Below are 24,783 nucleotides of genomic sequence, written 5' to 3' on the forward strand. Positions count from 1 at the left end.
GTCACCGGCACATTGTAGCCTTTCACTGCGCGGGATGTGTCGGCAGGTTCGGCATCGCGACCCATCCGGGCAGTTCGTCCGGCGAAACTGAAACATGCAGGCGTTCTGACGGGTCCTGCCCGACCTTGCGATGCTTTCGCAGCAGGAAAATCTTGCCCCAGCCGCGCCATGTGCCAACCGACGGCGCATGGGGATCAATGGGAAACCGATCGCGCCAGCCGTCGGGCAAAGGCAGACCGTGCAATTCCGCCTTGTCCAGCATCCAGATCAGGGAAATGTTGCTCAGCGGCCGCGCCTCTTCGTAGCCGTTCAATTGGCCACCTATGTCGCCATGGGTTCCGCGGAACCAGACCTGCTCCACATGGCCCTTGAACTCGGGCGTGCAGGTCCACAGAACTGGTTCGAACACTTCGCGCGTCTCATCCAGCGCCAAAGCGTGATACCCGTGGCGGGTGACCGGGCCCAGCTGATGGTTGTGAAAGGCGTGCTTCTCTTCGGCCCTACGCCACAGCAGCGGCAAACGCAAACCCAGCGCCTTGACCGTGTCCCAGACGCCGACCATCTCGATCTCGACCCCTTCGTGGCAGAAACGTCGGCGGAATTCGCTGGCGGCGATGCCCTCTGGATTGCATTCATAGTGGCGATACGCTTGCAGTATGTTTCGTTCAGTGGCGTGTTCCGCCTTGAGCAGGCCGATCATGTCGATCACGCCGGCCAGACTGCGCACGCCATAGGCACCGCGCGAATAACCGATGAAAAAGATCTTGTCGCCCGGCTTGTAGCGGGACGCCAAATACCCATAGGCGCGACGGATCTGGCGGTTGATGCCCCTGCCCATCATCACGTCCAGCGAGGACTTCCAGCTTTCCCACTGCACGCCTGCCTCGTAGAACACCGAAACCTTGCTGCCCATCTCGCAGCACAGGCGAAATGTCTGACCGGCGTGGGTTTCAAACCCCGGTTCCAGAGTGGACATGGTGCCATCAAGGATGATGACATGGCTGATCGGTTCGCGGTGCCGCGTCTCGGCGGAATGCTCGGACCGCAAAGGGCGCCCGAGCCATCCCAGAACCTTTCTACTCAGCCGCGACAGATTCATGCGTCAGCAATTCCCATACTTTGTGAGGTGTGAAAGGCATGTCCGCCTGCCGCACCCCATGATCCCAGAGCGCATCCTGAACCGCGTTTGCCACAGCGGCCAGCGCGCCCACGGTGCCAGCCTCGCCACACCCTTTCATCCCCATCGGGTTCGAGGTTGACGGAACCGGCGCCGAGGTAAACTTAATCATGGGTATGTCGGTTGCACGGGGCAAGGCGTAATCCATAAACGAAGCCGTGAGCAGTTGCCCATGTGCATCGTGCACGACATGTTCGGTCAGGGCCTGCCCGATTCCCTGCACCACCCCGCCATGCACCTGCCCTTCGGCCAGCATCGGATTGATAAGATTGCCAAAATCGTCAACCACGGTGTACCGGTCCACCCAGGTTTCGCCGGTGCAAGAATCGATCACGACTTCGGCAACATGCGCGCCGTTCGGATAGCTGCGCGCATCCAGGTTTGCGCGGGCCTCATGTTGCAGCAGATCCGTTCGACCATCGGCACGCGCCATCTCGGCAGCTTCGGTCAGGGTCGGCGTCAGGTTGGAGCCCGGCGCTCGGAATGTCTCGTGGTCAAAATGCACATCACTGTCCTCGACCCCCATCTTATCGGCTAGATAAGGCGTGAATGCGGCGATCATCTTGTCAATCGTGGCCAGGGTGGCCGTGCTTTGCACCGTGACCGAGCGGGACCCGCCAGTGCCGCCGCCATGGGCAAGCCGGTCGGTATCGCCCTGAATGACGGTGATCTTGTCCATGGGGATACCCGTCTGATCTGACAGGAACTGGGCGTAGACCGTCTCATGCCCCTGCCCGTTCGATTGTGTGCCGACGTAAAGATTCACCGTTCCATCCTCGCAAAACGCGACCTTCGCGTTTTCGGAAGGGTCCCCCAAAATGCTTTCGATATAGTAACAGAGACCCTGCCCCCGGGTCAGACCGCGTTCGGCATCCGCAGCTTTTCGGGCCTCGAACCCGGTGGTCTGGTCGGCCGCACGGGTGAGGACCATGTCGAAATCGCCGACATCATAAGTTTCGCCAGTGGAAGTGTTGTAGGGGAAATCGGCGGAGCGGATGAAATTCCTGCGCCGCAGTTCCCACGGGTCAATGCCCAGTTCGCGCGCGGCGCGGTCCATCGCGCGTTCAAGCACGTAAATCGCCTCGGGGCGGCCCGCACCGCGATACGCATCCACCTGCGTCGTGTTCGTATAAAAGCCTTCGACCCGCAAATAGGTGGTCTGGACGTCATAGACACCCATCAGCACTTTGCTGAACAGGCTGGTCTGGATCGCCTGACCGAAGTGGCTGTTATAGGCGCCAAGGTTCACCTTGCTGTGGACGCGATAGGCGGTGATCTTGTGATCGGCGTCAAAGGCCAGCTCGGCCAGCGAGGTCAGGTCGCGGCCCTGGTGATCGGAAAGCATCGCCTCGGACCGGTCGGACATCCAGTGCACCGGCTGACCCAGCTTCATCGCCGCCACGGAAACGCAGAAATATTCGGGGTATGGCATCACTTTCATACCGAAACCACCACCCACATCCGGGGTCGTGACGCGTATGTTGTCCGCATCCAGTTTCAGTTTTTGCGCCAGTTGGGCCTTCATCGCCCAAACGCCCTGACCTCCGTAAGAAAAATGCAGGCGCCCCTCGGACCAGTTCGCCTGACATCCGCGCGGCTCCAGCGAACTAATGATGACCCTGTTGTCGGCGACGTTCAGCGACACCGTATGCGCGGCCGCCTGAAAGGCAGCCTGGGTTGCGGTTTCGTCGCCCAGCCCCCAATCGAAAGCACGGTTCTCGGGCGCTTCCGCGTGCAGGATCTCACCGCCTGCCTTCACGTCCAGCTTGGCAGGGCGCTCTTTCGTGTCCATCCAAATCAACTCGACCGCGTCCTGCGCTTGTGCCAGCGTATCCGCGATAACAACCGCCACCGGCTCGCCCACGAAACGCACGCGATCCCTGGCCAGCATGTGCCGATCGGGCGCAGCGGCCTTCGATCCATCGCGGTTTTGTAAAACGGCAGCGTTTAGCACCGTGTCGATGCCCGAAGCTGCCAGATCGTCCAGCGTCATGACCAGCCGAACGCCGTCGGCAACCCGTGCGGCCTCGACATCCAGAGACGTGATGTCACCATGCGCCACCGGGCTGCGGAAGAATGCGGCAAACAAAGCGTTCCCGGGCACCGCATCATCCATGTAACGCCCCTGCCCGGTCAGGAACCGTTGATCCTCGGTCCGTTTCACCGGCTGGCTTCTGCCGAACTTTTCCATGGGTGGCCCTCCTGCGCGGTCTCAGGGGCGAGCCTAGCCCGCGACCAGGCGATGTCCAGCGGAGTTCACTGAAATTCGTTTGCGCGCAAAGGATGTTCGGCTAGCCTTGGGCCATGAGCTGGACGCATGATACCGTTTTTCCCTTCTCTGCCCCGATGACCAGCGGGCAGTCGACCACACATGACGTTTATGTCGGCGGTGAAGGCCCACCGATCCTGATCCTTCAGGAACTGCCCGGGATCGGGCCCGAAACGCTGGCGTTGTCCGCCAAGCTCAACGCATCCGGCTTTCGCGTCTACCTGCCTCATTTGTTTGGAACATATGGCAAGGTTGAAATGGCCAAAAACATGGCCCGGTTGTTCTGCGTGCGGCGCGAGTTCAACATTTTCGCCCGTGGCAAGCAGAGCCCCATTGCAGGATGGATGCGCGCCCTGACCCGTGAGATCAAGCAACGCGAAAACAGCGCCGGTGTGGGCGTCATCGGCATGTGCCTGACCGGCAGTTTCGCCCTGACCCTCATGGCCGAAGACGCCGTTCTGGGCGGGGTAGCCAGCCAACCTGCGCTGCCGATCCTCGGGGGTCGCCATCTGCACATGAGCGCTGAAGACATCGGCGCGGCCTCTGCGGGTATGACCGCGAAAGGCCCCGGTCTGGCGATGCGGTACTCCGAAGACAAGCTTGCACCAAAGAAACTGATGCAGGCGCTTGAACAGGCATTCGGCAATCTGCTGGAAACCGTCGAATATCCCGGCAAGGATCATTCGCTGCTGACGCTGGATTTCCATGAACCCGCCTATCAACGCGTTGACGCCTATTTCAAAGCACGCTTTGGCGTGGCTTAGGCGCACTAGGCCTTCCCCTTGCCGCGCGCATTCGCTATTGCAGGCGCGGACCCGAATTTGTTGACGCAGGACGCATCCCATGGCGATGGAAAAGACATTCAACGCGGCCGAGGCCGAGGCCCGGATCTACAAGGCCTGGGAACAGGCCGGAGCCTTCAAGGCAGGCGCGAACCGTTCGCGCGAGGAAAGCTTTACCATCATGATCCCGCCGCCCAACGTGACCGGTGCTCTGCATGTGGGCCATGCGTTCAACAACACCCTACAGGACATCCTGATCCGTTGGCACCGCATGCGTGGCTTTGACACGTTGTGGCAGCCCGGCCAGGACCACGCCGGCATCGCAACCCAGATGCAGGTCGAAAAGATGCTGGCCGCCACCCAACAACCCAGCCGCAACGAATTGGGCCGCGAAAAGTTTCTGGAGAAAGTCTGGGAATGGAAGGGTGAATACGGCGGCACCATCATCGAGCAGCTGAAACGCCTCGGCTCCTCCTGCGACTGGTCGCGCAACGCCTTTACCATGGCCGGTGCAGCGGGCGACCCGCGCACGGGCCATGAAAACAGCCCCAACTTCCACGACGCGGTCATCAAGGTTTTTGTCGACATGTACGACAAGGGCCTGATCTACCGCGGCAAGCGGCTGGTCAACTGGGATCCGCATTTCGAAACCGCGATCTCGGACCTCGAGGTCGAGAATATCGAGGTCGCCGGCCACATGTGGCACTTCAAGTACCCGCTGGCCGGGGGTGAGACGTACACTTACGTTGAAAAAGACGAGGACGGGAACGTCATCCTTGAGGAAGAGCGGGATTACATTTCCATCGCCACGACCCGCCCCGAGACCATGCTGGGCGACGGCGCGGTCGCGGTGCATCCCTCGGACGAACGCTATGCGCCGATCGTCGGCAAGCTGTGCGAAATCCCGGTTGGTCCGAAAGAGCATCGCCGCCAGATCCCGATCATCACCGACGACTACCCCGACCCCGATTTCGGCTCGGGCGCGGTGAAGATCACCGGCGCACATGACTTCAATGACAACATGGTCGCCAAGCGCGGCGGCATTCCGATGTACCGCCTGATGGACACCAAGGGCGCGATGCGGGCCGATGGGGCCCCTTATGCCGAAGAGGCAGGCAAGGCGCAGGACTATGCGCGTGGGCGCGCGTTTACTGAGAACGAAATCGACGCGATCAATCTGGTGCCGGATCATCTGCGTGGCCTCGACCGGTTCGAAGCGCGGGCCAAGGTGGTTGAAGAGATCACGGCTGATGGTCTGGCCGTGATGACCCGCGCGGATGATCCGCGCCTGGGATCGACCGCATTGAAGCCGGATCAGGAAGGCGCCGACACACTGGTGCCGCTGGTCGAGAGCAAACCGATCATGCAGCCCTTCGGCGACCGGTCGAAGGTGGTGATCGAGCCGATGTTCACCGATCAGTGGTTCGTCGATGCCGCCAAGGTCGTCGGCCCTGCGCTGGACGCGGTCAAGGACGGCACGGTCAAGATCATCCCCGAGTCGGGCGAGAAGACCTACTACCACTGGCTGGAAAATATCGAACCCTGGTGCATCAGCCGCCAACTGTGGTGGGGGCATCAGATTCCGGTTTGGTATGGTCTAGACCTGTCCGCAGAAGACTTCATTGACGACGAGAATGATGGCGACCTTGATCTGGTTGAATTGGGTCGTTTGCTGAACGAAGGCGGCATGCTGCATCGTGGCAATGTCATGGAATGTGCCGCGAGCTTCGAGGCCGTTACCGAAAAGTTCCTGGACGACAATGCGGACATTCCCAGCCCTCTGAGCCACGCGACCGTGATCGAAGTCGCCGACAAGCAGGAGGCGATCCATCGGTTCGCCGAAAGCCTGGCGCAGTACGCCGTTGAACAGGATCCGACCAAGCTGGTTTACCCGGTGTGGCGCGACCCTGACGTGCTGGACACGTGGTTCTCCTCTGGCCTGTGGCCCATCGGCACGCTGGGCTGGCCCGAACAGACCGAAGAGTTGCAGCGCTACTTCCCGACCGATGTTCTGATCACCGGTTTCGACATCCTGTTCTTCTGGGTCGCCCGGATGATGATGATGCAGCTGGCCGTGGTCGATCAGATCCCGTTCCACACCGTATATCTGCACCAGCTCGTCCGCGACGAGAAGGGCAAGAAGATGTCCAAGACCACCGGCAACGTCATCGACCCGCTGGAGATTGTGGACGAGTTCGGTGCCGACGCGCTGCGCTTTACCAACGCGTCGATGGCGGCGATTGGCGGGGTGCTGAAACTGTCCCGCGAACGCATCACCGGTTATCGCAACTTTGGCACCAAGCTGTGGAACGCCGTCCGCTTTGCCGAGATGAACGAGGTTTTCACCGACGCCGTGCCGCAATTGGATGCGGCTGATCTGAAGCCCAAAGCCGCCGTAAACCGCTGGATCATCGGCGAAACTGCCCGAGTGCGCGAAGAGGTCGACGCGGCGCTGGACAGCTACCGCTTCAACGACGCGGCGAACGGGCTTTATGCCTTTGTCTGGGGCAAGGTCTGTGACTGGTATGTGGAACTGTCCAAACCTCTGCTGCAAGGCGATGACGCCGAGGCCCAGGCTGAAACCCGCGCCACCATGCGCTGGGTTCTGGATCAGTGCCTGGTCCTGCTGCACCCGATCATGCCATTCATCACCGAGGAACTGTGGGGCCTGACCGGCACCCGCGCCAAGATGCTGGTGCATGCCGACTGGCCGACCTATGCCGCCGTCGATCTGGTTGATGCCGCCGCGGATCGCGAAATGAACTGGGTGATCTCGGTGATCGAGAACACCCGTTCGGCCCGCGCCCAGATGCGCGTTCCGGCCGGTTTGTACGTGCCGATGCTGGTGACCGAGATCGACGCCCACGGCCAGGCCGCCTGGGACCGGAACGAGGCGCTGATCAAGCGGCTGGCCCGGATCGACAGCCTGACCAAAGCCGACACGCTGCCCAAGGGCACGATCTCGATCGCGGCGCCCGGAGCGTCCTTTGGCCTGCCGCTGGCGGATATCATCGACATCGGAGCGGAAAAGGAACGGCTGGAAAAGGCCAAGGGCAAGCTGGCCAAGGAACTTGGTGGTCTGCGCGGGCGTCTGAACAACCCGAAATTCGTGGCCTCGGCCCCTGCAGAGGTCGTGGAAGAGGCCAAAGCCAACCTCGCCGCCCGCGAAGAGGAAGAAGCGAAACTGAACGAGGCGCTGGCCCGACTGACCGAAATCGCCTGATCTTCATCTTTTCCCAAATACTCAAATCCGGAACCCCGCCGCGACCACAACGGCGGGGTTTTCTTTTGCACGTTCAGACCTTGCCCGACCCTGCCCCTGCTTGTTAGCAATCAGCGAACACATTTCCCCGAGGCCGTCATGACGCACAAAGCCCCACCGTTCCAGACAGTCTCGACCGGGCTGGTTGTGGCAATCGTCGGCTTTTTCAGCTCTTTCCCGATTGTATTGCAAGGGTTGGCGGCGATGGGCGCGTCCCCGACGCAGGCGGCGTCCGGATTGATGATGGCGGCCATTGCCATGGGCCTGACCGCCATCGTGCTGAGCCTGTGGTATCGGCAGCCGATCAGCGTGGCCTGGTCCACGCCGGGTGCGGCCCTGCTGGCGGTTTCCGCCACACCTGCACTGGGGTTTGCCGAAGCGACAGGCGCGTTCCTTTGTGCAGGGGCTTTGACCGTGTTGGCCGGGCTGTGGCGACCATTGGGGCGAATGGCTGCGGCGATACCGACGACCCTGGCGCAGGCCATGTTGGGGGGCGTGTTGCTACCGCTTTGCATATTGCCCTTTCAGGCAGCGGTTGACCTGCCATGGCAAGCCTTGCCGGTAATTCTGACATGGTTCATCGCCGGCCGGATCAACCGCCTGTTTGCCGTTCCGGCTGCGGTCGTAGCAGCGGCAGCCGTCGTCGTTCTGAACGCCGGGGACGCGTCGCTGACGCCGACGCAATGGATCGCGGCTCCGGTCTGGACCACGCCCAGCTTCTCTGCGGCTTCGGTCATCGGGATTGCCGTGCCGCTGTTCATCGTCACGATGGCGACCCAGAACATCCCCGGCATCGCGGTGATCCGCAGCTTTGGCTATGCGCCGCAGACCGGCAAGCTGTTCTCGTCCGTGGGTATTTCCAGCATCTTGTCTTCTCCGTTCGGTGCCCCCGCCACCTGCCTTGCGGCGATCACCGCTGCGATGTGCGCGAACGAGGACAGCCACCCCGACCCCGCGCAACGCTATTGGTCTGCCGTGATGGGTGGGTTGTTCTATTGCCTGTTCGGGGTGTTCGCCGTGGCGATTACCGGGTTCGCCATTCATGCCGATCCACTGTTGATGGGCACGCTGACCGGTGTTGCGCTGATCGGGGTGATGGCCAATGCCACATCCGCCGCGCTGGAAGTTCCGGCCGAGCGCGAAGCGGCCATCCTGACCTTTGCCATCACTGCATCCGGCATTACCGCGTTTGGACTTGGTGCGGCCGTCTGGGGCTTGCTGGCAGGCGGGATGGCCTATCTTGTGAAACAACGCTTTCGGTAAACGGGTTCAAACCGCACTTCAAAGCAAGTATGAAGAGGCCATGTTTGGAGCGTTGGGAAAACTGGTCGAGCGCCAGATCAAGAAAGCCCAAGCCGAGGGTCAGTTGCAGGGCCTTGAGGGCGAAGGCCAACCGCTGCCTGACCGGTCATCCGAGGCATTGAGCGATCCGGCCACCGCCGCCGGCCATCGGATCATGGCGCAGGCAGGCGTGTTGCCGGAAGAATTCGACATCAAAAAACAGCTCGACACAGCGCGGCAGGATTATGCGACCCTGACGGACCCCGCCGAGCGCAAAGCCGCAATGGCCCGTATCGCCGATCTGGAAATGCGCTACAACATGGCCCGCGACGCACGGCAAGCCTTCATGCGGTGATCATTTGAACACGGGCTTGCGGCCCTGCATCTGCGCCATGACAACTTCCATCTGGTCGGGTTTGCCAATCAGTTCCACCTGCTCAGCAGATTCCGCCATCAAAACGTCTGCGCGGGGCTGAGTTTCGGCAACCTCGATCAGACGCTTGGCGGCACGGATGGCCGAAGGGCTTTGGCCCGCGATGTTTTCGGCTAGGGCCAACGCTTCGGTCAACGGATCGTCGGACAATTGCGTCACAAGGCCCCACTCCGCCGCCTGCGGCGCACCGATCGGGCGGGCCGTATAGGTCAGCAGCCGCAGCACGTCCGACCGGACCAGCCGAGGCAACAGAACCATGCCGCCCATATCGGGAATGATGCCCCATTTCATCTCCATCACGGCCAGTTTCGCTTCGGGATGCGCGATACGGATATCCGCGCCCAGCGCGATTTGCAGGCCACCGCCATAAGCCACGCCCTGAATTGCGCAGATCACCGGAACCGGAACGCGACGCCAGATCAGCGCCAGCTCCTGCATCTCGTTGGCGTCTTCATGGCTGCGGGTCATCAGCCATTCCGTGGGGTCCATATGGGCCATCTTGGCAAAGCTTGCCATGTCGAGCCCGGCGCAAAAGCTTTTGCCTTCGCCGGACAGGACCACGGCACGGGCATCCGACGCGGCGACCTCTTGCCCGGCGGACAAAAGTGCCTTGATCATTGCATCATCCAGCGCATTCATCTTGTCGCCTCGGGTCAGAGTGACATGGGCAACGTGGTCTTGATAGGCAACGGATACGCGTGACATGGAGGACCTCCGGAAACTCAATCGTGACAAACATGCCCGGACAGACTGCGGAATACCACTGCGACGTCAGGGCATGTCGCTGACAGGCATTCGCCCGAACCACGGGGAATCGAGCGTCATGACATAGAACTGATCCCCCGCAATCTTACCGCCGGTCGTGATGCCCAAGCGGCCTTGCGGGTCCTGTAGCGTGCGCAGGATCGTACCATCGCCATCAAACTGCACCATCATGCCGCGATGGATCGGCGCGGGGCGCACTGCCGGACCCAATCGCCAGATCACCTTGCGCAGGAACGGGTACGGCATCAGCGCCTCGGACGGGACACGCGGGCTGGCGAAGGCCATCCAATAGGTGCCGTCGCCCTGAGCCTCGAGGTTGTCGGGATAGCCGGGCAGGTTTTCCAGCAGGATCTCTTGCCGCCCTGCATTTGGTCCGGTCAGCCACAGCTTGTGCAGGCGCGCGCGACCTGTTTCCGCGATCAGCAGAAAATCCTCGTCAGGTGAAAGCGCGACACCGTTGGTATAGACAAAGCCCTCGGCGATTTTCTCGGTGCGGCCGTCGGGTGTGCGACGCGCGACGTAACCCGTATCGGACTGTTCCCAGATGGTGAGGACAGAGGTCGGTTTGGTCCCGCCCATGGTTTCAGGATCGAAGCGGTCAGATGAATTCGAGAAGTAGATCGTGCCATCCCGCGCCACATCCAGCTGGTTGGCGTAGATCACCGGCGCGCCGTTGATGTCGCCCACCAGCGTGTCCAATGTGCCCGGACCGGTCCAACGCATCACCCCCCGATAGCTGTCAGCGATGAAAAGCGCGCCATCCGGTCCGGCCTTGAGGCCGAGGGGACGACCGCCAAGTTGGTCAACCTCGACCGGTTCCGCCCCGTCGATGCGGTAGAGAGTGCCGGACAGGCTGGTTGTGTAGATCGTGCCATCTGGCATGAAAGCGATGTCTTCAGGGCCAATCTCTGCACCCGGCAGGCGAATCAGCTGCGCGACGCCCAGCGCGTTGTTCTCTGCGAAATCACCTGTGAAACCGGCATCTACCGGCATTTCGACGGCGACAGGTTTTACCGGGACGGGCCAGACCAGAAGATAGGCGAGGCCCAGGAGAACAACGATCGAGAGAATGCGCATCTGCGCTCCTTTATTCTTACTTCTTTTCCAGCGCGCCCAACGCCTGTGCGCGCTTGCTCATTGATCGGGCTTGGGGTTATCTGCGGACATGACCGGACCTCGATACACCCCGCTTGCCCAATCCCTGCCCGCCACCGTGCCCTTTGTCGGCCCGGAAACGCAAGAGCGCCAGCGCGGCGCGTCCTTTGTGGCCCGACTGGGCGCCAATGAGAGCATTTTCGGCCCCTCGCCCCGCGCGATCGAGGCCATGGCGCAAGCCGCGTCCGAGATCTGGATGTACGGCGACCCCGAAAACCATGACCTGCGCCATGCTTTGGCCGACCATCACGGCGTATCGCCGGAGAAAATCGTCGTGGGCGAAGGTATTGACGGGCTGCTGGGCTATCTGGTGCGGCTGATCGTCGGGCCCGGGGATGCGGTTGTCACCTCGGACGGGGCCTATCCGACCTTCAACTATCATGTGGCCGGGTTCGGCGGCATTCTTCACAAAGTGCCGTATTCAGGTGATCACGAGGACCCATCGGCGCTTTTTGCCAAGGCGGCTGAGGTTGGTGCCAAGCTGGTCTATCTGGCCAATCCGGACAATCCGATGGGCAGCTGGCATTCCGGCGCGGACATCGTGGCTACCATGGATGCCTTGCCTGATGGGTGCCTTCTGGTTCTGGATGAAGCCTATGTGGAATGTGCGCCCGAAGGGACGGCTGCACCTGTCAGTATAGATGATCCGCGCGTAATCCGGATGCGGACATTTTCTAAGGTCTATGGCATGGCGGGCGCGCGGGTTGGCTATGCCCTAGGAGCGCCCGACCTGATCGCAGCCTTCAACAAGGTGCGCAACCATTTCGGCATGAACCGAGCGGCGCAGGCCGGGGCGCTGGCCGCGTTGCAGGATGGCACCTGGCTGGAGCACATTAAGGCGCAAATCGCCGAGGCGCGTGAGCGGTTAGCAACGATTGCCTGCGAGAACGGGTTGGAGCCCCTGCCCTCCGCCACCAATTTCGTGGCGATTGACTGCGGGCGGGATGGCGATTTCGCCAAGGCCGTACTGGACGCTTTGGTTGCGCGGGGCTTGTTTGTCCGGATGCCGTTTGCAGCGCCCCAGAACAGGTGCATCCGGGTAAGCTGTGGTGAAACAGCAGATCTGGATGCTTTTGCGGTCGCATTGCCCAAGGCGCTAGCGGAAGTGCGGGCAAAGACAGGCTAGCGCTGGTCTGTCTTGCCATCAGGTCAAAGGGGGGCTGTCTGCCCCCCATCGCGCAAAGCGCGATCCCCCCGAGGATATTTTTGGCCAGATGAAGGGGCGGATCGGTGCTGTTGGTCTGAGGCGTGTCAGGCGGCCAGAACGGCGGCTGCGGCCTCGAGCGCGCCTTTGCCACGGGGGATATCAAGAGCGGCCATGGCCGTTTCCATACCCCCCAGCATCGCCATCACCATCTGCCCGTTGACATGGCCCATATGCCCGAGGCGAAAACAGCTGTCGTAGTCCTCCATCCCAAGACCAATGCCCAGCGTCAGGCCCAGCTGATGTTCAGTGAACGCGCGCAGGGCCGTGCCGCGACCTTCTGTCAATCGCAAGGCCGTGACGGCGTGACTGCGGTGGGCGCGATCGGCAACGTTCAGATGCAGCGCGCCGCCTTCGGCCCATGTTTCGCAGGCCGCCCAGATGGCAGTGGCCAGACGTTCATGGCGGGCCCAGACCTGTTCGATCCCCTCTGCATGGATCAGATCAAGCGCGGCGCGCAGGCCATAGAGGTGGTGCGTGGGCGCGGTGCCGTTGAAATACTGATAGAACAGGTCTGGATCGGCGCGCGGCTGCCAATCCCAATATTGCGAAACGCGCGGCATGGTGGCCCGTTTGGCTTGTGCTTTTTCGTTGAAGAAAACAAAGCCGATGCCCGCCGGGGTCATCAGGCCTTTTTGGCAAGCGGCAACTGTGACATCGACGCCCCAGCCATCCATCTCGAACCTGTCACAGCCAAGTGAGGCAATGCAGTCTGCCATCAGCAGCGCCGGGTGTTGCAGGTCGTCCAGAAGCCTGCGCAGCGCCGGGATGTCGTTCCGGATCGAACTGGATGTATCCACGTGGACCGCCAGAACCGCCTTGATCTGGTGGTTTCGATCCGCACGCAACGCGTCTGCGATCCGGTCAAAATCCCAGGTTGACGAGGTGCCGAAATCGATCAATTGAACCTTTGCCCCGATGCCTTCGGCCATCTCGGCCCAGCCATGGGTGAACCGACCCGAGGCAGGAGCCAGAACGGTTTCGCCGGGGGCGATCACGTTGGACAGAGCGGCCTCCCAGGTGCCGTGGCCATTGGCGATATAGATGGCAACGTTGTGATTTGTGCGGGCAACCCGGCACAGATCGTGGGTCAGGTCGGGCATCATGTCGATGAGCGCGCCATCATAGATGTTGGGCGACGGACGGTGCATGGCTTGCAAAACCGCATCCGGCATGACCGAAGGGCCCGGAATGGCCAAATATGTCCGCCCCTGGGAAAGGGATACCGTCTGTGTCATGGGGTCAACCTGTATAAATTGACGCCCACATTACCGAGAGGCCGCGCGGCGTCAATCCGCCAGCTTCGACGCCTCGCGCGCAAGTGTCTCGATCCCGGCCCAGTCGCCGTTTTCGACCAGTTGCTTTGGTGCGACCCAGCTTCCGCCAGCGCAGATCACGTTGGGCAATGACAGGTAGTCGCGGGCGTTGGCGGGGGACACGCCCCCGGTCGGGCAAAAGCTGATCTGGGGGAGCGGCGCGCCGATTGCCTTGAGCGCGGGCGCGCCGCCCGAGGCCTCGGCCGGGAAGAATTTCAACATGTCATAGCCTTTTTCCAGCAACGCCATAGCCTCGCTTGCCGTCGCGGCGCCGGGCAACAGCGGCAGGTCTTCGGCTTCGCAGGCCGCGATCAGGGCATCCGTGGCACCGGGGGAAACGCCGAACTGCGCGCCCGCCTTTTTGGCGGCGCAGACGTCTTCGGGTGTGACCAGCGTACCTGCGCCGACCACGCCGCCCGGCACCTTGGCCATCGCGCGGATCGCGTCGAGCGCGGCGGGCGTGCGCAAGGTGACCTCAAGCGCGGGCAAGCCGCCGGCGACCAATGCCTCGGCCAGCGGGCGGGCCTGCGCGACGTCATCGACAACCAGAACCGGAACAATGGGCGCCATAGCGCAGATTTCGCGGGTGCGTTGGGATTTGGACATGAGGTTAAACTCCGAAAACGCTGGCACCGGTGTCGGCCGAGCCGACATTCTGGCGGAACGCACCAAAAAGATCGCGCCCAGCGCCGTGTTGATTGGCGGACAGGTCGGCGGTCGCGGGGGACCGGTCCAGAACGCCTGCGGTGAGGATTTCCAGATCACCCCTGACCGCGTCGACGCGCAGGACGTCACCGTCCTGAAGGTATGCAATGGGGCCGCGGTCGAGCGCCTCGGGGACAACATGGATGGCGGCGGGTACTTTGCCGGAAGCGCCAGACATGCGGCCATCGGTGACCAGAGCCACTTTCTGGCCCCGGCCCTGCAGGATCGACAGCATGGGCGTCAGCGAGTGCAGTTCCGGCATCCCGTTGGCCTTGGGGCCCTGAAACCGGACCACGACGATAACGTCATCTGTGAACTCTCCGGCTTTGAAGGCGGCTTTCACCTCATCCTGATCGTGGAACACCCGCACGGGTGCTTCGACGACCTGATGTTCCGGCGCTACGGCTGATACTTTCATAACCCCAGTGCCCAGATTGCCGGTCAGGCGCGACAGGCCCCCGGTGGGTTGGAACGGGTCATTGGCTGGGCGCAGGATCTTTTCGTTCAGGCTGTGTCCCGAACCATCCTGCCAGATCAACTCGCCATCGATCAGTTTGGGTTCCTTGGTATAGTTGTGCAGCCCCTGACCTGCGACGGTCAGCGTGTCCGGGTGCAGCAAGCCTTGTTCAAGCAGAGTACCGATCGTGTACCCAAGGCCGCCGGCCGCGTGGTAATGGTTCACATCCGCCAGGCCGTTGGGATAGACCCGCGCGACCAGCGGCACCACAGCGGAAATATCGGAAAAATCCTGCCAGTCCAGCACGATACCACCAGCGCGCGCCATGGCGATCAGGTGGATCAGCAGATTGGTTGAACCACCGGTTGCCATCAGACCGACGATGCCATTGACGAAAGCGCGCTCGTCCAGAACCTGACAGACCGGAGTGTAGCTGTTGCCCAACGCGCTGAGCGACAGGGCACGGCGCGCGCCTTCCTCGGTCAGGGCGTCACGCAACGGGGTATTCGGATTGACGAAGCTGGAGCCCGGCAGGTGCAGCCCCATAAACTCCATCAGCATCTGGTTGGTATTGGCGGTGCCATAAAAAGTACAGGTACCGGGGCCGTGATAGGCCGCCATTTCAGCCTTCATCAGCTCTTCGCGGCCCACTTCCCCGGCGGCGAATTTCTGTCGGACCTTGGCTTTTTCGTCGTTCGGCAAGCCGCTGGTCATCGGGCCTGCGGGCAGGAATACGGCAGGCAGATGGCCAAAGGCCTGCGCGCCGATGATCAAGCCGGGCACAATCTTGTCGCACACCCCAAGAAAAACAGCCGCGTCATAGGTGTTGTGGCTAAGCGCCACACCGGTTGCCAACGCGATGACGTCGCGTGAGAACAGCGACAGCTCCATCCCCGCTTCGCCCTGGGTGACACCGTCGCACATGGCTGGCACACCGCCTGCCACCTGTGCCGTTCCGCCGGCGGCACGGATCGCATCGCGGATCAGGGCGGGATAGCGTTCAAACGGCTGATGAGCCGAAAGCATGTCATTATAGGCGGTGACAATACCCAGATTGCCCGCAGTGCCGGTGGCCATCGATTGCTGATCCTCGCCCGCGCCCGCATAGGCATGGGCCTGACCGCTACAGGACAGATGCGCACGGGCAGGACCCTTGGATCTGGCTTGCTCCATCCGTTCAAGATGTGGGCCGCGCAGATCGGCGCTGCGGTCGATGATCCGTTTGGTGACATCGGAAATGACTGAGTGAACCATGATTACCCTCCGATCTGACGCCAGCGGCGCCCATCGCGATGCATCAGCATCAATGCTTCTTCGGGGCCTGAACTGCCCTGATCGTACCGGGACGGGCGGTCTCCGCGCTGCTCCCAGCCCTGAATGATGGGATCGACCCAGGCCCAGGCGGCCTCGGCCTCGTCCCCACGCATGAACAGTGTCTGATCGCCACGGATGACATCCATGATCAGCCGCTCATAAGCGTCGGGGGCTTGCGCTTCGGCCCCAAGCGCATCGGCAAAGCTCATGTCCAGCGCAACATCCGACAGCCGGAAGCCCCCCGGTCCCGGATCCTTGATCGTGGTGCGCAGGGTGATGCCTTCGTCAGGCTGCAACCGGATCACCAGAACGTTTCCGTGCAGAGGGCCGACATTGGGAAAAATCGTGTGCGGCGGATCGCGGAAGAACACCGCAATTTCGGATTCCCGCGCGCGCAGACGCTTGCCAGTACGCAGATAGAACGGCACACCTGCCCAACGCCAGTTGCCGATATGAACCTTGAGGGCGATGAAGCTTTCGCTTCGGCTGGCGGGGTTGCCGACATGATCGACATAACCGCCCACGCCCTTATCGGCCCGATACTGACCGCGCGCGATGTCAGACTGGGCCACGGGCTCGAGCGCTTCGATCACCTTGACCTTTTCATCGCGCACCGCGTTGGGCGAGAATTTCGAAGGCGGTTCCATTGCGGTCAGACACAGCAACTGCACCAGATGGTTCTGGACCATGTCCCGCATTGCGCCGGACTGATCGTAATAGGCCCCGCGCCCTTCGACGCTTACGGTCTCGGCCACCGTGATCTGCACGTGGTCGATATGGGTCGAATTCCAGAGCGGTTCGAACAGCGAGTTGGCAAAGCGCAGCGCCATCAGATTCTGCACGGTCTCTTTGCCCAGATAATGGTCGATCCGGTAAATCTGATGTTCTTCGAAACAGGCACGCAAGCCTTCGTTCAGCGCCTTCGCCGAGGCAAGGTCGTGCCCAAATGGTTTTTCGACGACAATGCGGCTGTCCGGTGTCGCAAGACCGGCGTCGTGCAGCCGCTGCGCGATACCCGAAAAAAGGCTTGGACCAACGGACAAATAAAAGGCCCGCACGACGTCTTCGCGCATCCGTTCTTTCAGGTCGGACCACCCGGCCTCGCCCAGCGCATCCACGGGCACATATTCGACATGGGCAAGGAACCGATCCATTGTTTCCCGGGAAAAACCGGGCGCGAACTGTTCCATCGATTTTCGGACCTGATCGCGAAACCCGTCATTGTCGATATCAGAGCGTGCCGTACCGATGATCCGCGCGCCGTCGGGCATTTGGCCGACCTCGAAGCGATGGTACAGGCCCGGCAGGATTTTACGCTGCGCCAGATCGCCGGTCGCACCGAAGAGTACCAGATCAAATGGCTCTACCGGAATTACGCGTGAAACCATCACAGGCTCCTTCTGAATTTGCCGATATCAGCTTAGCACGGCGTGATACCCCGCAAAACCTGACATGTTATCGCTAACAATGCCTGTCTATTAGAAAGCCGCCCATGAAAAATCAAGCACAGTTTGAAGAAACCGTGCCGTTTAGCGCATCAGGTCTGATGGCGCAGCCAGTCCATGACCGCAGGACGCACCGATTGCTCTCCGCGGTGGCGCGCGTCAGCGATGATTTTGCGAACCTCCGTCAGATTGGACCGCAACAGCAGGCTTTTGACCGGGCCGATCGAGGCAGGCCGCATCGACAGCGTCCGAATCCCCATCGCCGCAAGGCACAAGGCCTCGACCGGGCGACCAGCATCTTCGCCACAGAAGCTGAGTGGCGTGTCCGAGATATCGCAGCGTTCGACGATGCGTTCCATCAGGCTCAGGAAGCTGACATTCAGCGTGTCATAGCGACGCCGGACCAGTTCGTTTTCACGGTCAGCAGCAAAGAAGAACTGCTTTAGATCGTTCCCGCCAATCGAAATGAAGTCCACTTCGTCAAAGAATTTCTGCGGCGCGAAGGCCAGCGACGGCGTTTCCAGCATCGCGCCAACTTCAAGCATCTCGGGCAGCACATGACCCAACCGTTTTTCCCGCTCGATGGTTTTGTTCACTTCCCAACGGGCTTCGCGATATTCCTCGGCCTGCGCGACAAAAGGGAACATGATGGTCAGCGGTCGACCATTGGCGGCGCGCAGCAGGGCCTGCAGCTGCATCCTCATGACGCCGCGCTTGTCCAGACCGACCCGAATGGCGCGCCAGCCCAGCGCCGGGTTTGGTTCCGCCACGTGCTTCATATAGGGCAGAACCTTGTCCGACCCGATGTCGAGTGTGCGGAATACCACCCTTTTGCCACCTGCCGCGTCCAGAACGCGCTGATACTGGCTGACCAGTTCTGACCGTTTCGGCATCTGGTTGCGGATCAGGAATTGCAGTTCAGTGCGGAACAGGCCAACGCCCTCGGCGCCCGAGGTGCCAAGCGATGGCAGGTCGGCCATCAGACCTGCATTCATCACAAGGTTAATCCGCGAGCCATCGCGCGTCACGCAGGGTGTTTCGCGGATCGACGCATAACGTTCCTGCGCCTTTGCCTGCATCGCGATCTTGTCGCGGAAGGCACTGACCACGCTGTCTTCCGGGCGCAGATGCACAACACCTTGATCACCATCCACCAGAACGTGATCTCCGTTCAGGGCCTCGGTGGTGATCCGGCCCACATGCACGACCAAAGGAATCGCAAGCGCCCGCGCAACAATCGTGGCATGACTGCCGACAGAGCCTTCTTCAAGCACGATCCCCTTCAGCGCCCGTCCGTATTCCAGCAAGTCGCCGGGGCCGATATTGCGCGCGATCAGGATCGGATCGGGTGGCAGATCAGCACTGTCCGTCTTGCCTTGCCCAGTCAGGATGCGCAGCAGGCGATTGCTGAGATCGTCCAGATCCGCAAGACGTTCACGCAAGTACGGATCGGTGACCTGTCCCATGCGCGCACGGGCCTGGGATTGTTCTTTCTCCACTGCGGCTTCGGCGCTGAGACCCAGGGCTATGTCTTCCTCCATCCGCCGCATCCAGCCTTTGGAATTGGCAAACATGCGGTAAGCTTCCAGGACCTTCAGCTGTTCCTTGTCGCCGCCCTGCGAAATTTCGAGCATCTTGTCGACGCCGACGCGCAGTTCTTCTACCGCATCGACCAAACGTTCGCGTTCCCGGTGAGGGTCTTCGGCAATGGGGTTGGTAACCACCACGCGGGGTTCGTGCAGCCAGACATGCCCTTCGGCAGACCCTTCCTGCGCCGGGCCGCCGCGCAGCAGAACCGATTGCTGGTGCAGGGGTGACAGGGCCGCGCCTTCGCCGACAAAGGCGCCAAGCTCGGCCATTTCGGCCAGCACCATGGCGACCACTTCTAGTGCATAGACCTCATCTGCGGAAAACTCGCGCGCCTCGCGGGACTGGACGACCAGAACGCCCAGCTTTTCCCCAAGGCGTTGAACCGGCACACCCAGGAACGAGGAGTACCGCTCCTCGCCGGTTTCCGGCATGTAACGGAAGCCCTTGGCCGACGGCGCGTCGGCGGTGTTGACGACCTTGCCGAACTTGGCGACCCGCCCCACAAGGCCTTCGCCCATGCGCATCCGGGTTTTATGAACCGCTTCCGGAGACAGCCCCTCGGTCGCGCAAAGTTCCAGCGTGTCTTCATCGCGAAACAGATAGATGGAACACACCTCGGCCCTGATGCTGTCGGCAATCAGGTGCGTGATCCGGTCAAGACGTTCCTGACCGGCGGCTTCGCTCGCCATTTCTTCGCGCAACCGCCGCAGCAGCTTGCGGGATTCTGTTTCCGTGCCGTCCGCCATGGCCCAACCGATTTAGTGTGTCAGGCGATACCTTTGGCCGATAAGCTCAGGCCGCCTTGTCCAGTTCAAAGGCATCATGCAGTGCCTGAACAGCAAGTTCCATGTATTTCCTGTCGACAAGGACGGAAATTTTGATCTCGGAGGTTGTAATGACCTTGATGTTGATCCCCTCATCCGAGAGCACCTTGAACATCTTGGCCGCCACGCCCGATTGCGAGCGCATCCCGATACCCACAACCGAGACCTTGCAGACATCAGTGTCTGCAACCAGTTCGGCATAGTTCAGCTCGCCCTTTTCCTTGATCTCCAGCAGCGCTTTTTCGGCGCGTGCCACCTGATCGGTGGGACAGGAAAAGGTCATGTCCGTACGCCCCTCGTCCGAGATGTTCTGGACGATCATGTCGACGTTCACACCCTCTTCGCTGAGCGCCGAGAAGATTGTCGTGGCGATGCCGGGGCGGTCCGCCACGGAAACAACGGTCATTTTCGCCTCGTCGCGGGAATAGGCCACACCGGCCACAACATTGGATTCCATGATATCCTCCTCGTCGCAGACCAGCGTGCCGGCCTCATCGGATTGTTCTTCAAAACTTGAGAGAACGCGCAGTTTGACTTTGTATCGCATCGCAAGTTCGACCGAGCGGGTTTGCAGCACCTTGGCACCAAGCGACGCCAGTTCCAGCATTTCTTCGAACGAGATGCGGTCCAGCTTGCGTGCCTTTTCGCAGATGCGCGGATCGGTGGTATAGACGCCATCAACGTCCGTATAGATGTCGCAGCGTTCGGCGTCGAAGGCTGCCGCAAAGGCAACCGCCGTGGTATCCGACCCACCCCGACCCAGCGTGGTGATGCGGCCTTCGGGGCTGATCCCTTGGAAGCCTGCAACCACGGCAACGCGCATTCCTTCGCCGAATTTCTGATTCAGGTTCTCGGTCGGGATTTCCTCGATCCGCGCCTGACTGTGCGCGCTGGTGGTCAGCAGCGGCACCTGCCAGCCCTGCCAGCTGCGCGCGGGGATGTCCATTTCCTGCAAGGTCAGCGCCATCAGTCCAGCGGTAACATTCTCGCCCGAGGACACGACCGCGTCGTATTCCCTGGCGTCGAACAGAGGCGACGTTTCGTTCACCCAGCCCACAAGCTCGTTGGTCTTGCCCGACATGGCCGAGACGATGACGATCACGTCATAGCCCTTGGCAACTTCAACGCCGATACGTTTGGCGGCGCGGCGGATGCGGTCCAGATTGGCGACCGATGTGCCGCCGAATTTCATTACGAGTACGGGCATGGGGGCAAAAGTCTCCGCGCCTTGGATTTGACGTTCCGTGCCTCATAAGCGAGGGGCACCGCAAGGGCAAGGGCGCAAAGGAGTTCTGCCTGCGGCGCAGGGCCGCTTTACATTGCACCGGCGCGATGTCAGCCTAAGGATAACAACCAGATCAAGAGGTTCCTCATGTTTCGCCTAGCCCTCGCCTTTGCCCTATTGTCATCGCCTGCACTGGCCCAGGTCGCGAGTGTCGCCGGGACGGACGGCAAGAACGCGTTGGGAACAATTCCCTGCGCTGCAAATGCCGGTGATCCCGTACAAAGCTGCCACGCGGAACTGCGCCGCCATGATGACGGAAACATAACGGTCGCAGTGGCCCTGGGAGGCGGACATGTGCGCAATATCTATTTCAAGGATGGTGTGCCGGAATCCAGCAATTCGACCTCGAAAATCTCACATGAAACGCGAGGCGATATGATGGTGGTCTACATTGAACCTGGTGAGGTCTTCGAAATCCCCAAAGCCGCATTGGCCTCTCAGTAGGCGTGCGGTTGCCCGTCATAGGTTTCAAAACAGCCCGTTGTGCTTAGCGACAAGGCATCAAATCGTTCAATCAGGCCGGACACGGCCTGATCCACATCGATATCCGCCGCTGCACCGCCCATATCCGTCTGAACCCAGCCCGGATGATAGATGCCGACGGCAATCCCGTCATCTTTGAGATCCATCGCCAGATTCCGCCCAAGGTTCAGAGCCGCCGCCTTGGATGCGCGGTAGATATAACTGCCACCCGGCGCAAGTGTGTGCGACGCCATTTTCGACGAAAGGATCGCAACTTTACCGCCCGCGGCGCGCAAGTTGGGCAACAGGGTCTGTATAGTCAGAAAGACCCCCGTGACATTTACCGCAAAGCTTTGCGCCCACATGTCGGCCGGGTAGCCATCGATCGAATGCCCCTTGTCCAGATACACGCCGGCATTGCAGACCAGCAGATCGACAGGCTGGTCTTTCATCTGTTCTGCCATGGCGGATTGCTGCACGGGATCGGACACATCCAGACGCACCTGCATGCTGCCGTCACGCGCCGTCCCAGTGACCTTGTCACCCTGGTTCACGTAATGCTTTGCCAGGGCTTGCCCGATGCCGCGATTGGCGCCGGTGATCATGATGTGCATGATCAATTGGTCTTTCTGCTGGGGACAAATGGCAACGGAGCCACCGGCACGCCATCTTCGATCAGGGATTTCGCCTCATCCAGCTTGGCTTCTCCGTAGATGGCACGCTCCGGAGCCTCGCCCAGATGAATCTTGCGCGCCTCGCTGGCGAAATCTTTCCCGACATAATCCGAGTTTTCTTCGACATGGCGGCGCATTTCGGCCAAAACCTTCTCGATTTCGGGCGATGGCGTTGCAACGTCGATCTTTTCTTCCGGAGTGGAACGGATTTCACTTTTCTTCCTGGCATTCCGCGCCGGGCGGACGCGAGGCGTCATGACCGCTTTCTCGACCTGCGTGCACCCGCAAACCGCGCAGGTGACCATACCCACAGAGGCCAGCTTGTCATAGGCTTCTGCGGATTGGAACCAACTGTCGAAACTGTGGCCTTCGCTGCATTTCAACGCGTATTGAATCATGTTCAGTCCAAAAAAACGATTGGCGAATAGATACCGATCAAGGTGACAATATCAAGCCTATCAGATGCTACTTCAATGTGAGTACGGCTTAAAGTCGCGCAACAATTCAGCGAGCTCATGAGAATCGACCTTTAGCGCCGCTTTTTTTGGCGAAAACCATTTGCGCCGACGCTCGGTCTTTTCCGGGTATTCCTGCGACACAGCGCTTACATGCACTGGAAAAACATCCACCAGACATAAGGATGGAGGCCGGTTCGAATGATGTTTGTGGTGCAGGAACTGCCCCAGTCGCACCCCGCTGATCCGACCAGATACGCCCGCCTCTTCCCAAGCCTCTTGCAATGCGGTTTCCTGCGGGCTCAGACCGGGGATGAGCCATCCTTTGGGAATGATCCATCGCCGTGCCTTGCGTGTCGTGACCAACAGAATCTTGGGACGGCCGCGCTTGATCCGGAAACACAAAGCCGAGGATTGCCGCAAAACTGGCTGCCTTGCAGCTTTTGGAAGGTCATGAAGCAACAATCGTGCTTTCATCAAGCGACGCTCCCTTTCGGTCGAACGTCAGCCATCCAAATTGGTACGCTCACCCAATCTAGCGGCTGCCACCTGCAATCATACCACATGATGTATCACACGCCAAGTCACTCACGTCGCCCAGGATATCGCCTACATTCGGGCAGAAAGCCGCCGTGCCAGATCCTCATGGGGGATGTCAGCGTCAATTGCCAACCGGCGCAAACCGAAATGCACGCGCGCTATCTGTTGGTAGTAGCGCGTGTAGACATAATTCGTGCCACCGCCGGCCAATGCCCCCAGCACAGGAACGGACTGGGCTGCAAGCTTTTGCCCCAGTACTATCGAAAAACGCGGCGCAACGGCGGCAATCAGGCGTTGCATGGCCGGTCCGGTCAGGGTCAGCCGGACCGAGAAAAACCCCAGGTCTGCCCCATCATCATGCGACAATGGTCCAGCTGCCGACAAGACGCGAACGCAATCGAACTTTACGTTTTCGGCAGAGGGATCAAACCCCTCGCGCGCGGCGGCCCCTTGAATGGCACGCAGCAGCATCGCGGTTGTCGCGGGCAGCTCCATCAAGGCTGTCGAAACGCCGCCCAGCCCCCCGGCCGCACCCATGGCAGTCGTCAGCGCGGTATTGACCCAGGGCTGTTGATCAGGAACCGCGCGCCGCGAGCCCTCGGCCGCATGCATCGCCAGCCATAACGCCTGTTCGGTTGCGCCTGTCAGGCCATTCCGAACGGGTTCTGGCAATTGCTCCAGCAAAGACTCGGCTGACCCCCCAAGTTTGTTGAGAAGTTTCACGCCGACCCCTCCGGCGGACCGGTAGTGATCCGCCAAACGATCCAGTTCGGCCTCGGTATCCACGTTTTCAACAAGAACAACGTTCTGCATTCACGCCCTCCTGCCTTTCAACATCGGCGTTGCGCAGCATGGTTTCAATAGGTCAGCGGCTCCAACGTGTCACCGCGCCCTGAACCCCGGACCAGGCGCCGGGCACCAGTTCCAGCCCCAAAACCCGGTCAGGGTTGGTGGGCGGAGGCATTTCGACCGCGTGCAATCGCGTGAAACCGAACCGGCTGTAATAGGGCTGATCCCCGACCAGCATGACCCTCTGCCAACCGCGGGTGCGCCCCGCTTCGACTCCTGCATGTATCAGATATCCACCCAGGCCTTCACCTTGGTGGGTGGGGTGCACGGCAACCGGCCCCAGCAGCAGAGCATCATGATCACCAACATGAACCGGCCAGAACCGGATCGCACCGGCCAGAATCCCCTGACCGTCGCGCACGACCAAAGACAAGCCCGCAACCGGCGGTACATCATCACGCAAGCGGTAGGACGACAAAGCCTCGCGACCCGGCGCAAAACACAGGTCATACAGGGCTTCGACCTCCCACCAGTCGTCCGGCTCTTCCGGCCTGATCCCGAATTGCTGCACCCTGCCCTCATTTACTTGCTGGCAATCG

At 60.9% G+C, this 24,783-nt stretch carries 21 protein-coding genes; 6 read left to right on the top strand and 15 right to left on the bottom strand.

The window, feature by feature from the left end; all coding sequences use genetic code 11:
- Positions 1–22 precede the first annotated feature (22 nt).
- Both GS605_RS14335 and GS605_RS14340 read right to left on the bottom strand, forming a co-directional pair.
- Positions 23–1,099, bottom strand: a complete 1,077-nt coding sequence (locus GS605_RS14335; protein WP_171724407.1) for a DUF2235 domain-containing protein — start codon at positions 1,097–1,099, stop codon at positions 23–25.
- A complete protein-coding gene (locus tag GS605_RS14340; protein WP_171724408.1) occupies positions 1,077–3,368 on the bottom strand; it encodes a xanthine dehydrogenase family protein molybdopterin-binding subunit in 2,292 nt (763 codons plus the stop codon). The genes GS605_RS14335 and GS605_RS14340 overlap by 23 nt, the downstream gene beginning before the upstream one ends.
- A gap of 113 nt (positions 3,369–3,481) precedes the next feature.
- On the opposite strand from GS605_RS14340, the gene GS605_RS14345 reads away from it, so the two are divergent.
- The 4 genes from GS605_RS14345 (at position 3,482) to GS605_RS14360 (ending at position 9,126) form a co-directional block, all read left to right on the top strand.
- Positions 3,482–4,210 (top strand): dienelactone hydrolase family protein, encoded by a 729-nt coding sequence (locus tag GS605_RS14345; protein ID WP_171636936.1) that lies wholly within the window; start codon positions 3,482–3,484, stop codon positions 4,208–4,210.
- Positions 4,211–4,289: 79 nt separating this feature from the next.
- A complete protein-coding gene (locus GS605_RS14350; protein WP_171724409.1) occupies positions 4,290–7,451 on the top strand; it encodes a valine--tRNA ligase in 3,162 nt (1,053 codons plus the stop codon).
- A 138-nt stretch (positions 7,452–7,589) separates the two neighbouring features.
- Positions 7,590–8,753: a benzoate/H(+) symporter BenE family transporter gene (locus tag GS605_RS14355; RefSeq protein WP_171724410.1), complete on the top strand. Its 1,164-nt coding sequence runs from the start codon at positions 7,590–7,592 to the stop codon at positions 8,751–8,753.
- 40 nt (positions 8,754–8,793) lie between these two features.
- Positions 8,794–9,126, top strand: coding sequence for a DUF1992 domain-containing protein (locus GS605_RS14360; RefSeq protein ID WP_171724411.1), 333 nt, complete (start codon positions 8,794–8,796; stop codon positions 9,124–9,126).
- Here the strand turns inward: GS605_RS14360 and GS605_RS14365 are convergent, their stop codons facing one another.
- Together GS605_RS14365 and GS605_RS14370 are read right to left on the bottom strand one after the other, a co-directional pair.
- A complete protein-coding gene (locus GS605_RS14365; RefSeq protein WP_171724412.1) occupies positions 9,127–9,909 on the bottom strand; it encodes a crotonase/enoyl-CoA hydratase family protein in 783 nt (260 codons plus the stop codon).
- A gap of 66 nt (positions 9,910–9,975) precedes the next feature.
- Positions 9,976–11,046 carry an SMP-30/gluconolactonase/LRE family protein gene (locus tag GS605_RS14370; protein ID WP_171724413.1) on the bottom strand — a complete coding sequence of 357 codons (1,071 nt, stop codon included), beginning with the start codon at positions 11,044–11,046 and terminating at the stop codon, positions 9,976–9,978.
- Positions 11,047–11,134: 88 nt separating this feature from the next.
- Here GS605_RS14370 and GS605_RS14375 point away from each other — a divergent pair, with 88 nt between their 5' ends.
- A complete protein-coding gene (locus GS605_RS14375; protein ID WP_171724414.1) occupies positions 11,135–12,250 on the top strand; it encodes a pyridoxal phosphate-dependent aminotransferase in 1,116 nt (371 codons plus the stop codon).
- 125 nt (positions 12,251–12,375) lie between these two features.
- Here GS605_RS14375 and GS605_RS14380 read toward each other — a convergent pair whose 3' ends face one another.
- The 6 genes from GS605_RS14380 to GS605_RS14405 all read right to left on the bottom strand — a co-directional run bounded on the left by GS605_RS14380 (position 12,376) and on the right by GS605_RS14405 (position 21,186).
- Entirely contained in the window at positions 12,376–13,566 is a 1,191-nt protein-coding gene (locus GS605_RS14380) for an alanine--glyoxylate aminotransferase family protein (protein ID WP_171724415.1), read from the bottom strand.
- Positions 13,567–13,617: 51 nt separating this feature from the next.
- Positions 13,618–14,250, bottom strand: a complete 633-nt coding sequence (locus GS605_RS14385; RefSeq protein ID WP_171636920.1) for a bifunctional 4-hydroxy-2-oxoglutarate aldolase/2-dehydro-3-deoxy-phosphogluconate aldolase — start codon at positions 14,248–14,250, stop codon at positions 13,618–13,620.
- 4 nt (positions 14,251–14,254) lie between these two features.
- Positions 14,255–16,060, bottom strand: a complete 1,806-nt coding sequence (gene edd, locus GS605_RS14390; protein ID WP_216598296.1) for a phosphogluconate dehydratase — start codon at positions 16,058–16,060, stop codon at positions 14,255–14,257.
- Positions 16,061–16,062: 2 nt separating this feature from the next.
- Positions 16,063–17,508 carry a glucose-6-phosphate dehydrogenase gene (gene zwf, locus GS605_RS14395; protein WP_171724416.1) on the bottom strand — a complete coding sequence of 482 codons (1,446 nt, stop codon included), beginning with the start codon at positions 17,506–17,508 and terminating at the stop codon, positions 16,063–16,065.
- A 149-nt stretch (positions 17,509–17,657) separates the two neighbouring features.
- On the bottom strand, positions 17,658–19,901 hold the full coding sequence (gene ptsP / locus GS605_RS14400) for a phosphoenolpyruvate--protein phosphotransferase (protein ID WP_171724417.1): 2,244 nt from the start codon (positions 19,899–19,901) through the stop codon (positions 17,658–17,660).
- 46 nt (positions 19,902–19,947) lie between these two features.
- The gene (locus GS605_RS14405; protein ID WP_171636914.1) at positions 19,948–21,186 is read right to left on the bottom strand and encodes an aspartate kinase; all 1,239 of its coding nucleotides are present in this window, start codon (positions 21,184–21,186) and stop codon (positions 19,948–19,950) included.
- Positions 21,187–21,351: 165 nt separating this feature from the next.
- Between GS605_RS14405 and GS605_RS14410 the strand changes: the two genes are divergently transcribed.
- Positions 21,352–21,708: a hypothetical protein gene (locus GS605_RS14410; protein WP_171363717.1), complete on the top strand. Its 357-nt coding sequence runs from the start codon at positions 21,352–21,354 to the stop codon at positions 21,706–21,708.
- On the opposite strand, the gene GS605_RS14415 is transcribed toward GS605_RS14410, so the two are convergent.
- The 5 genes from GS605_RS14415 to GS605_RS14435 form a co-directional block, all read right to left on the bottom strand.
- Complete coding sequence (locus tag GS605_RS14415; RefSeq protein WP_171636912.1) at positions 21,702–22,340, bottom strand: SDR family oxidoreductase; 639 nt, start codon at positions 22,338–22,340, stop codon at positions 21,702–21,704. The genes GS605_RS14410 and GS605_RS14415 overlap by 7 nt on opposite strands.
- 2 nt (positions 22,341–22,342) lie before the next feature.
- Positions 22,343–22,798, bottom strand: coding sequence for a DUF1178 family protein (locus GS605_RS14420; RefSeq protein WP_171330180.1), 456 nt, complete (start codon positions 22,796–22,798; stop codon positions 22,343–22,345).
- Positions 22,799–22,870: 72 nt separating this feature from the next.
- The gene (locus GS605_RS14425; RefSeq protein ID WP_171636911.1) at positions 22,871–23,332 is read right to left on the bottom strand and encodes an NUDIX hydrolase; all 462 of its coding nucleotides are present in this window, start codon (positions 23,330–23,332) and stop codon (positions 22,871–22,873) included.
- Between the two features lie 132 nt (positions 23,333–23,464).
- Positions 23,465–24,208 (bottom strand): EcsC family protein, encoded by a 744-nt coding sequence (locus tag GS605_RS14430; RefSeq protein WP_171724418.1) that lies wholly within the window; start codon positions 24,206–24,208, stop codon positions 23,465–23,467.
- 52 nt (positions 24,209–24,260) lie between these two features.
- Entirely contained in the window at positions 24,261–24,755 is a 495-nt protein-coding gene (locus GS605_RS14435; RefSeq protein ID WP_171636909.1) for a GNAT family N-acetyltransferase, read from the bottom strand.
- Positions 24,756–24,783 lie beyond the last annotated feature (28 nt).

This window comes from Ruegeria sp. HKCCD7559 (assembly GCF_013110575.1).
Taxonomy (GTDB): Bacteria; Pseudomonadota; Alphaproteobacteria; order Rhodobacterales; family Rhodobacteraceae; genus Ruegeria.

Bases quoted from the DNA above. Each gene is read 5' to 3' on its own strand.
- GS605_RS14355 (WP_171724410.1), top strand. From the start codon at position 7,590: ATGACGCACAAAGCCCCACCGTTCCAGACAGTCTCGACCGGGCTGGTT.
- GS605_RS14365 (WP_171724412.1), bottom strand. From the start codon at position 9,909: ATGTCACGCGTATCCGTTGCCTATCAAGACCACGTTGCCCATGTCACT.
- GS605_RS14410 (WP_171363717.1), top strand. From the start codon at position 21,352: ATGTTTCGCCTAGCCCTCGCCTTTGCCCTATTGTCATCGCCTGCACTG.
- ptsP (WP_171724417.1), bottom strand. From the start codon at position 19,901: ATGGCGGACGGCACGGAAACAGAATCCCGCAAGCTGCTGCGGCGGTTG.
- GS605_RS14425 (WP_171636911.1), bottom strand. From the start codon at position 23,332: ATGAAAGCACGATTGTTGCTTCATGACCTTCCAAAAGCTGCAAGGCAG.
- zwf (WP_171724416.1), bottom strand. From the start codon at position 17,508: ATGGTTTCACGCGTAATTCCGGTAGAGCCATTTGATCTGGTACTCTTC.
- GS605_RS14350 (WP_171724409.1), top strand. From the start codon at position 4,290: ATGGCGATGGAAAAGACATTCAACGCGGCCGAGGCCGAGGCCCGGATC.
- edd (WP_216598296.1), bottom strand. From the start codon at position 16,060: ATGGTTCACTCAGTCATTTCCGATGTCACCAAACGGATCATCGACCGC.
- GS605_RS14360 (WP_171724411.1), top strand. From the start codon at position 8,794: ATGTTTGGAGCGTTGGGAAAACTGGTCGAGCGCCAGATCAAGAAAGCC.
- GS605_RS14385 (WP_171636920.1), bottom strand. From the start codon at position 14,250: ATGTCCAAATCCCAACGCACCCGCGAAATCTGCGCTATGGCGCCCATT.
- GS605_RS14370 (WP_171724413.1), bottom strand. From the start codon at position 11,046: ATGCGCATTCTCTCGATCGTTGTTCTCCTGGGCCTCGCCTATCTTCTG.
- GS605_RS14420 (WP_171330180.1), bottom strand. From the start codon at position 22,798: ATGATTCAATACGCGTTGAAATGCAGCGAAGGCCACAGTTTCGACAGT.
- GS605_RS14375 (WP_171724414.1), top strand. From the start codon at position 11,135: ATGACCGGACCTCGATACACCCCGCTTGCCCAATCCCTGCCCGCCACC.
- GS605_RS14380 (WP_171724415.1), bottom strand. From the start codon at position 13,566: ATGACACAGACGGTATCCCTTTCCCAGGGGCGGACATATTTGGCCATT.
- GS605_RS14415 (WP_171636912.1), bottom strand. From the start codon at position 22,340: ATGCACATCATGATCACCGGCGCCAATCGCGGCATCGGGCAAGCCCTG.
- GS605_RS14340 (WP_171724408.1), bottom strand. From the start codon at position 3,368: ATGGAAAAGTTCGGCAGAAGCCAGCCGGTGAAACGGACCGAGGATCAA.
- GS605_RS14345 (WP_171636936.1), top strand. From the start codon at position 3,482: ATGAGCTGGACGCATGATACCGTTTTTCCCTTCTCTGCCCCGATGACC.
- GS605_RS14405 (WP_171636914.1), bottom strand. From the start codon at position 21,186: ATGCCCGTACTCGTAATGAAATTCGGCGGCACATCGGTCGCCAATCTG.
- GS605_RS14430 (WP_171724418.1), bottom strand. From the start codon at position 24,208: ATGCAGAACGTTGTTCTTGTTGAAAACGTGGATACCGAGGCCGAACTG.
- GS605_RS14335 (WP_171724407.1), bottom strand. From the start codon at position 1,099: ATGAATCTGTCGCGGCTGAGTAGAAAGGTTCTGGGATGGCTCGGGCGC.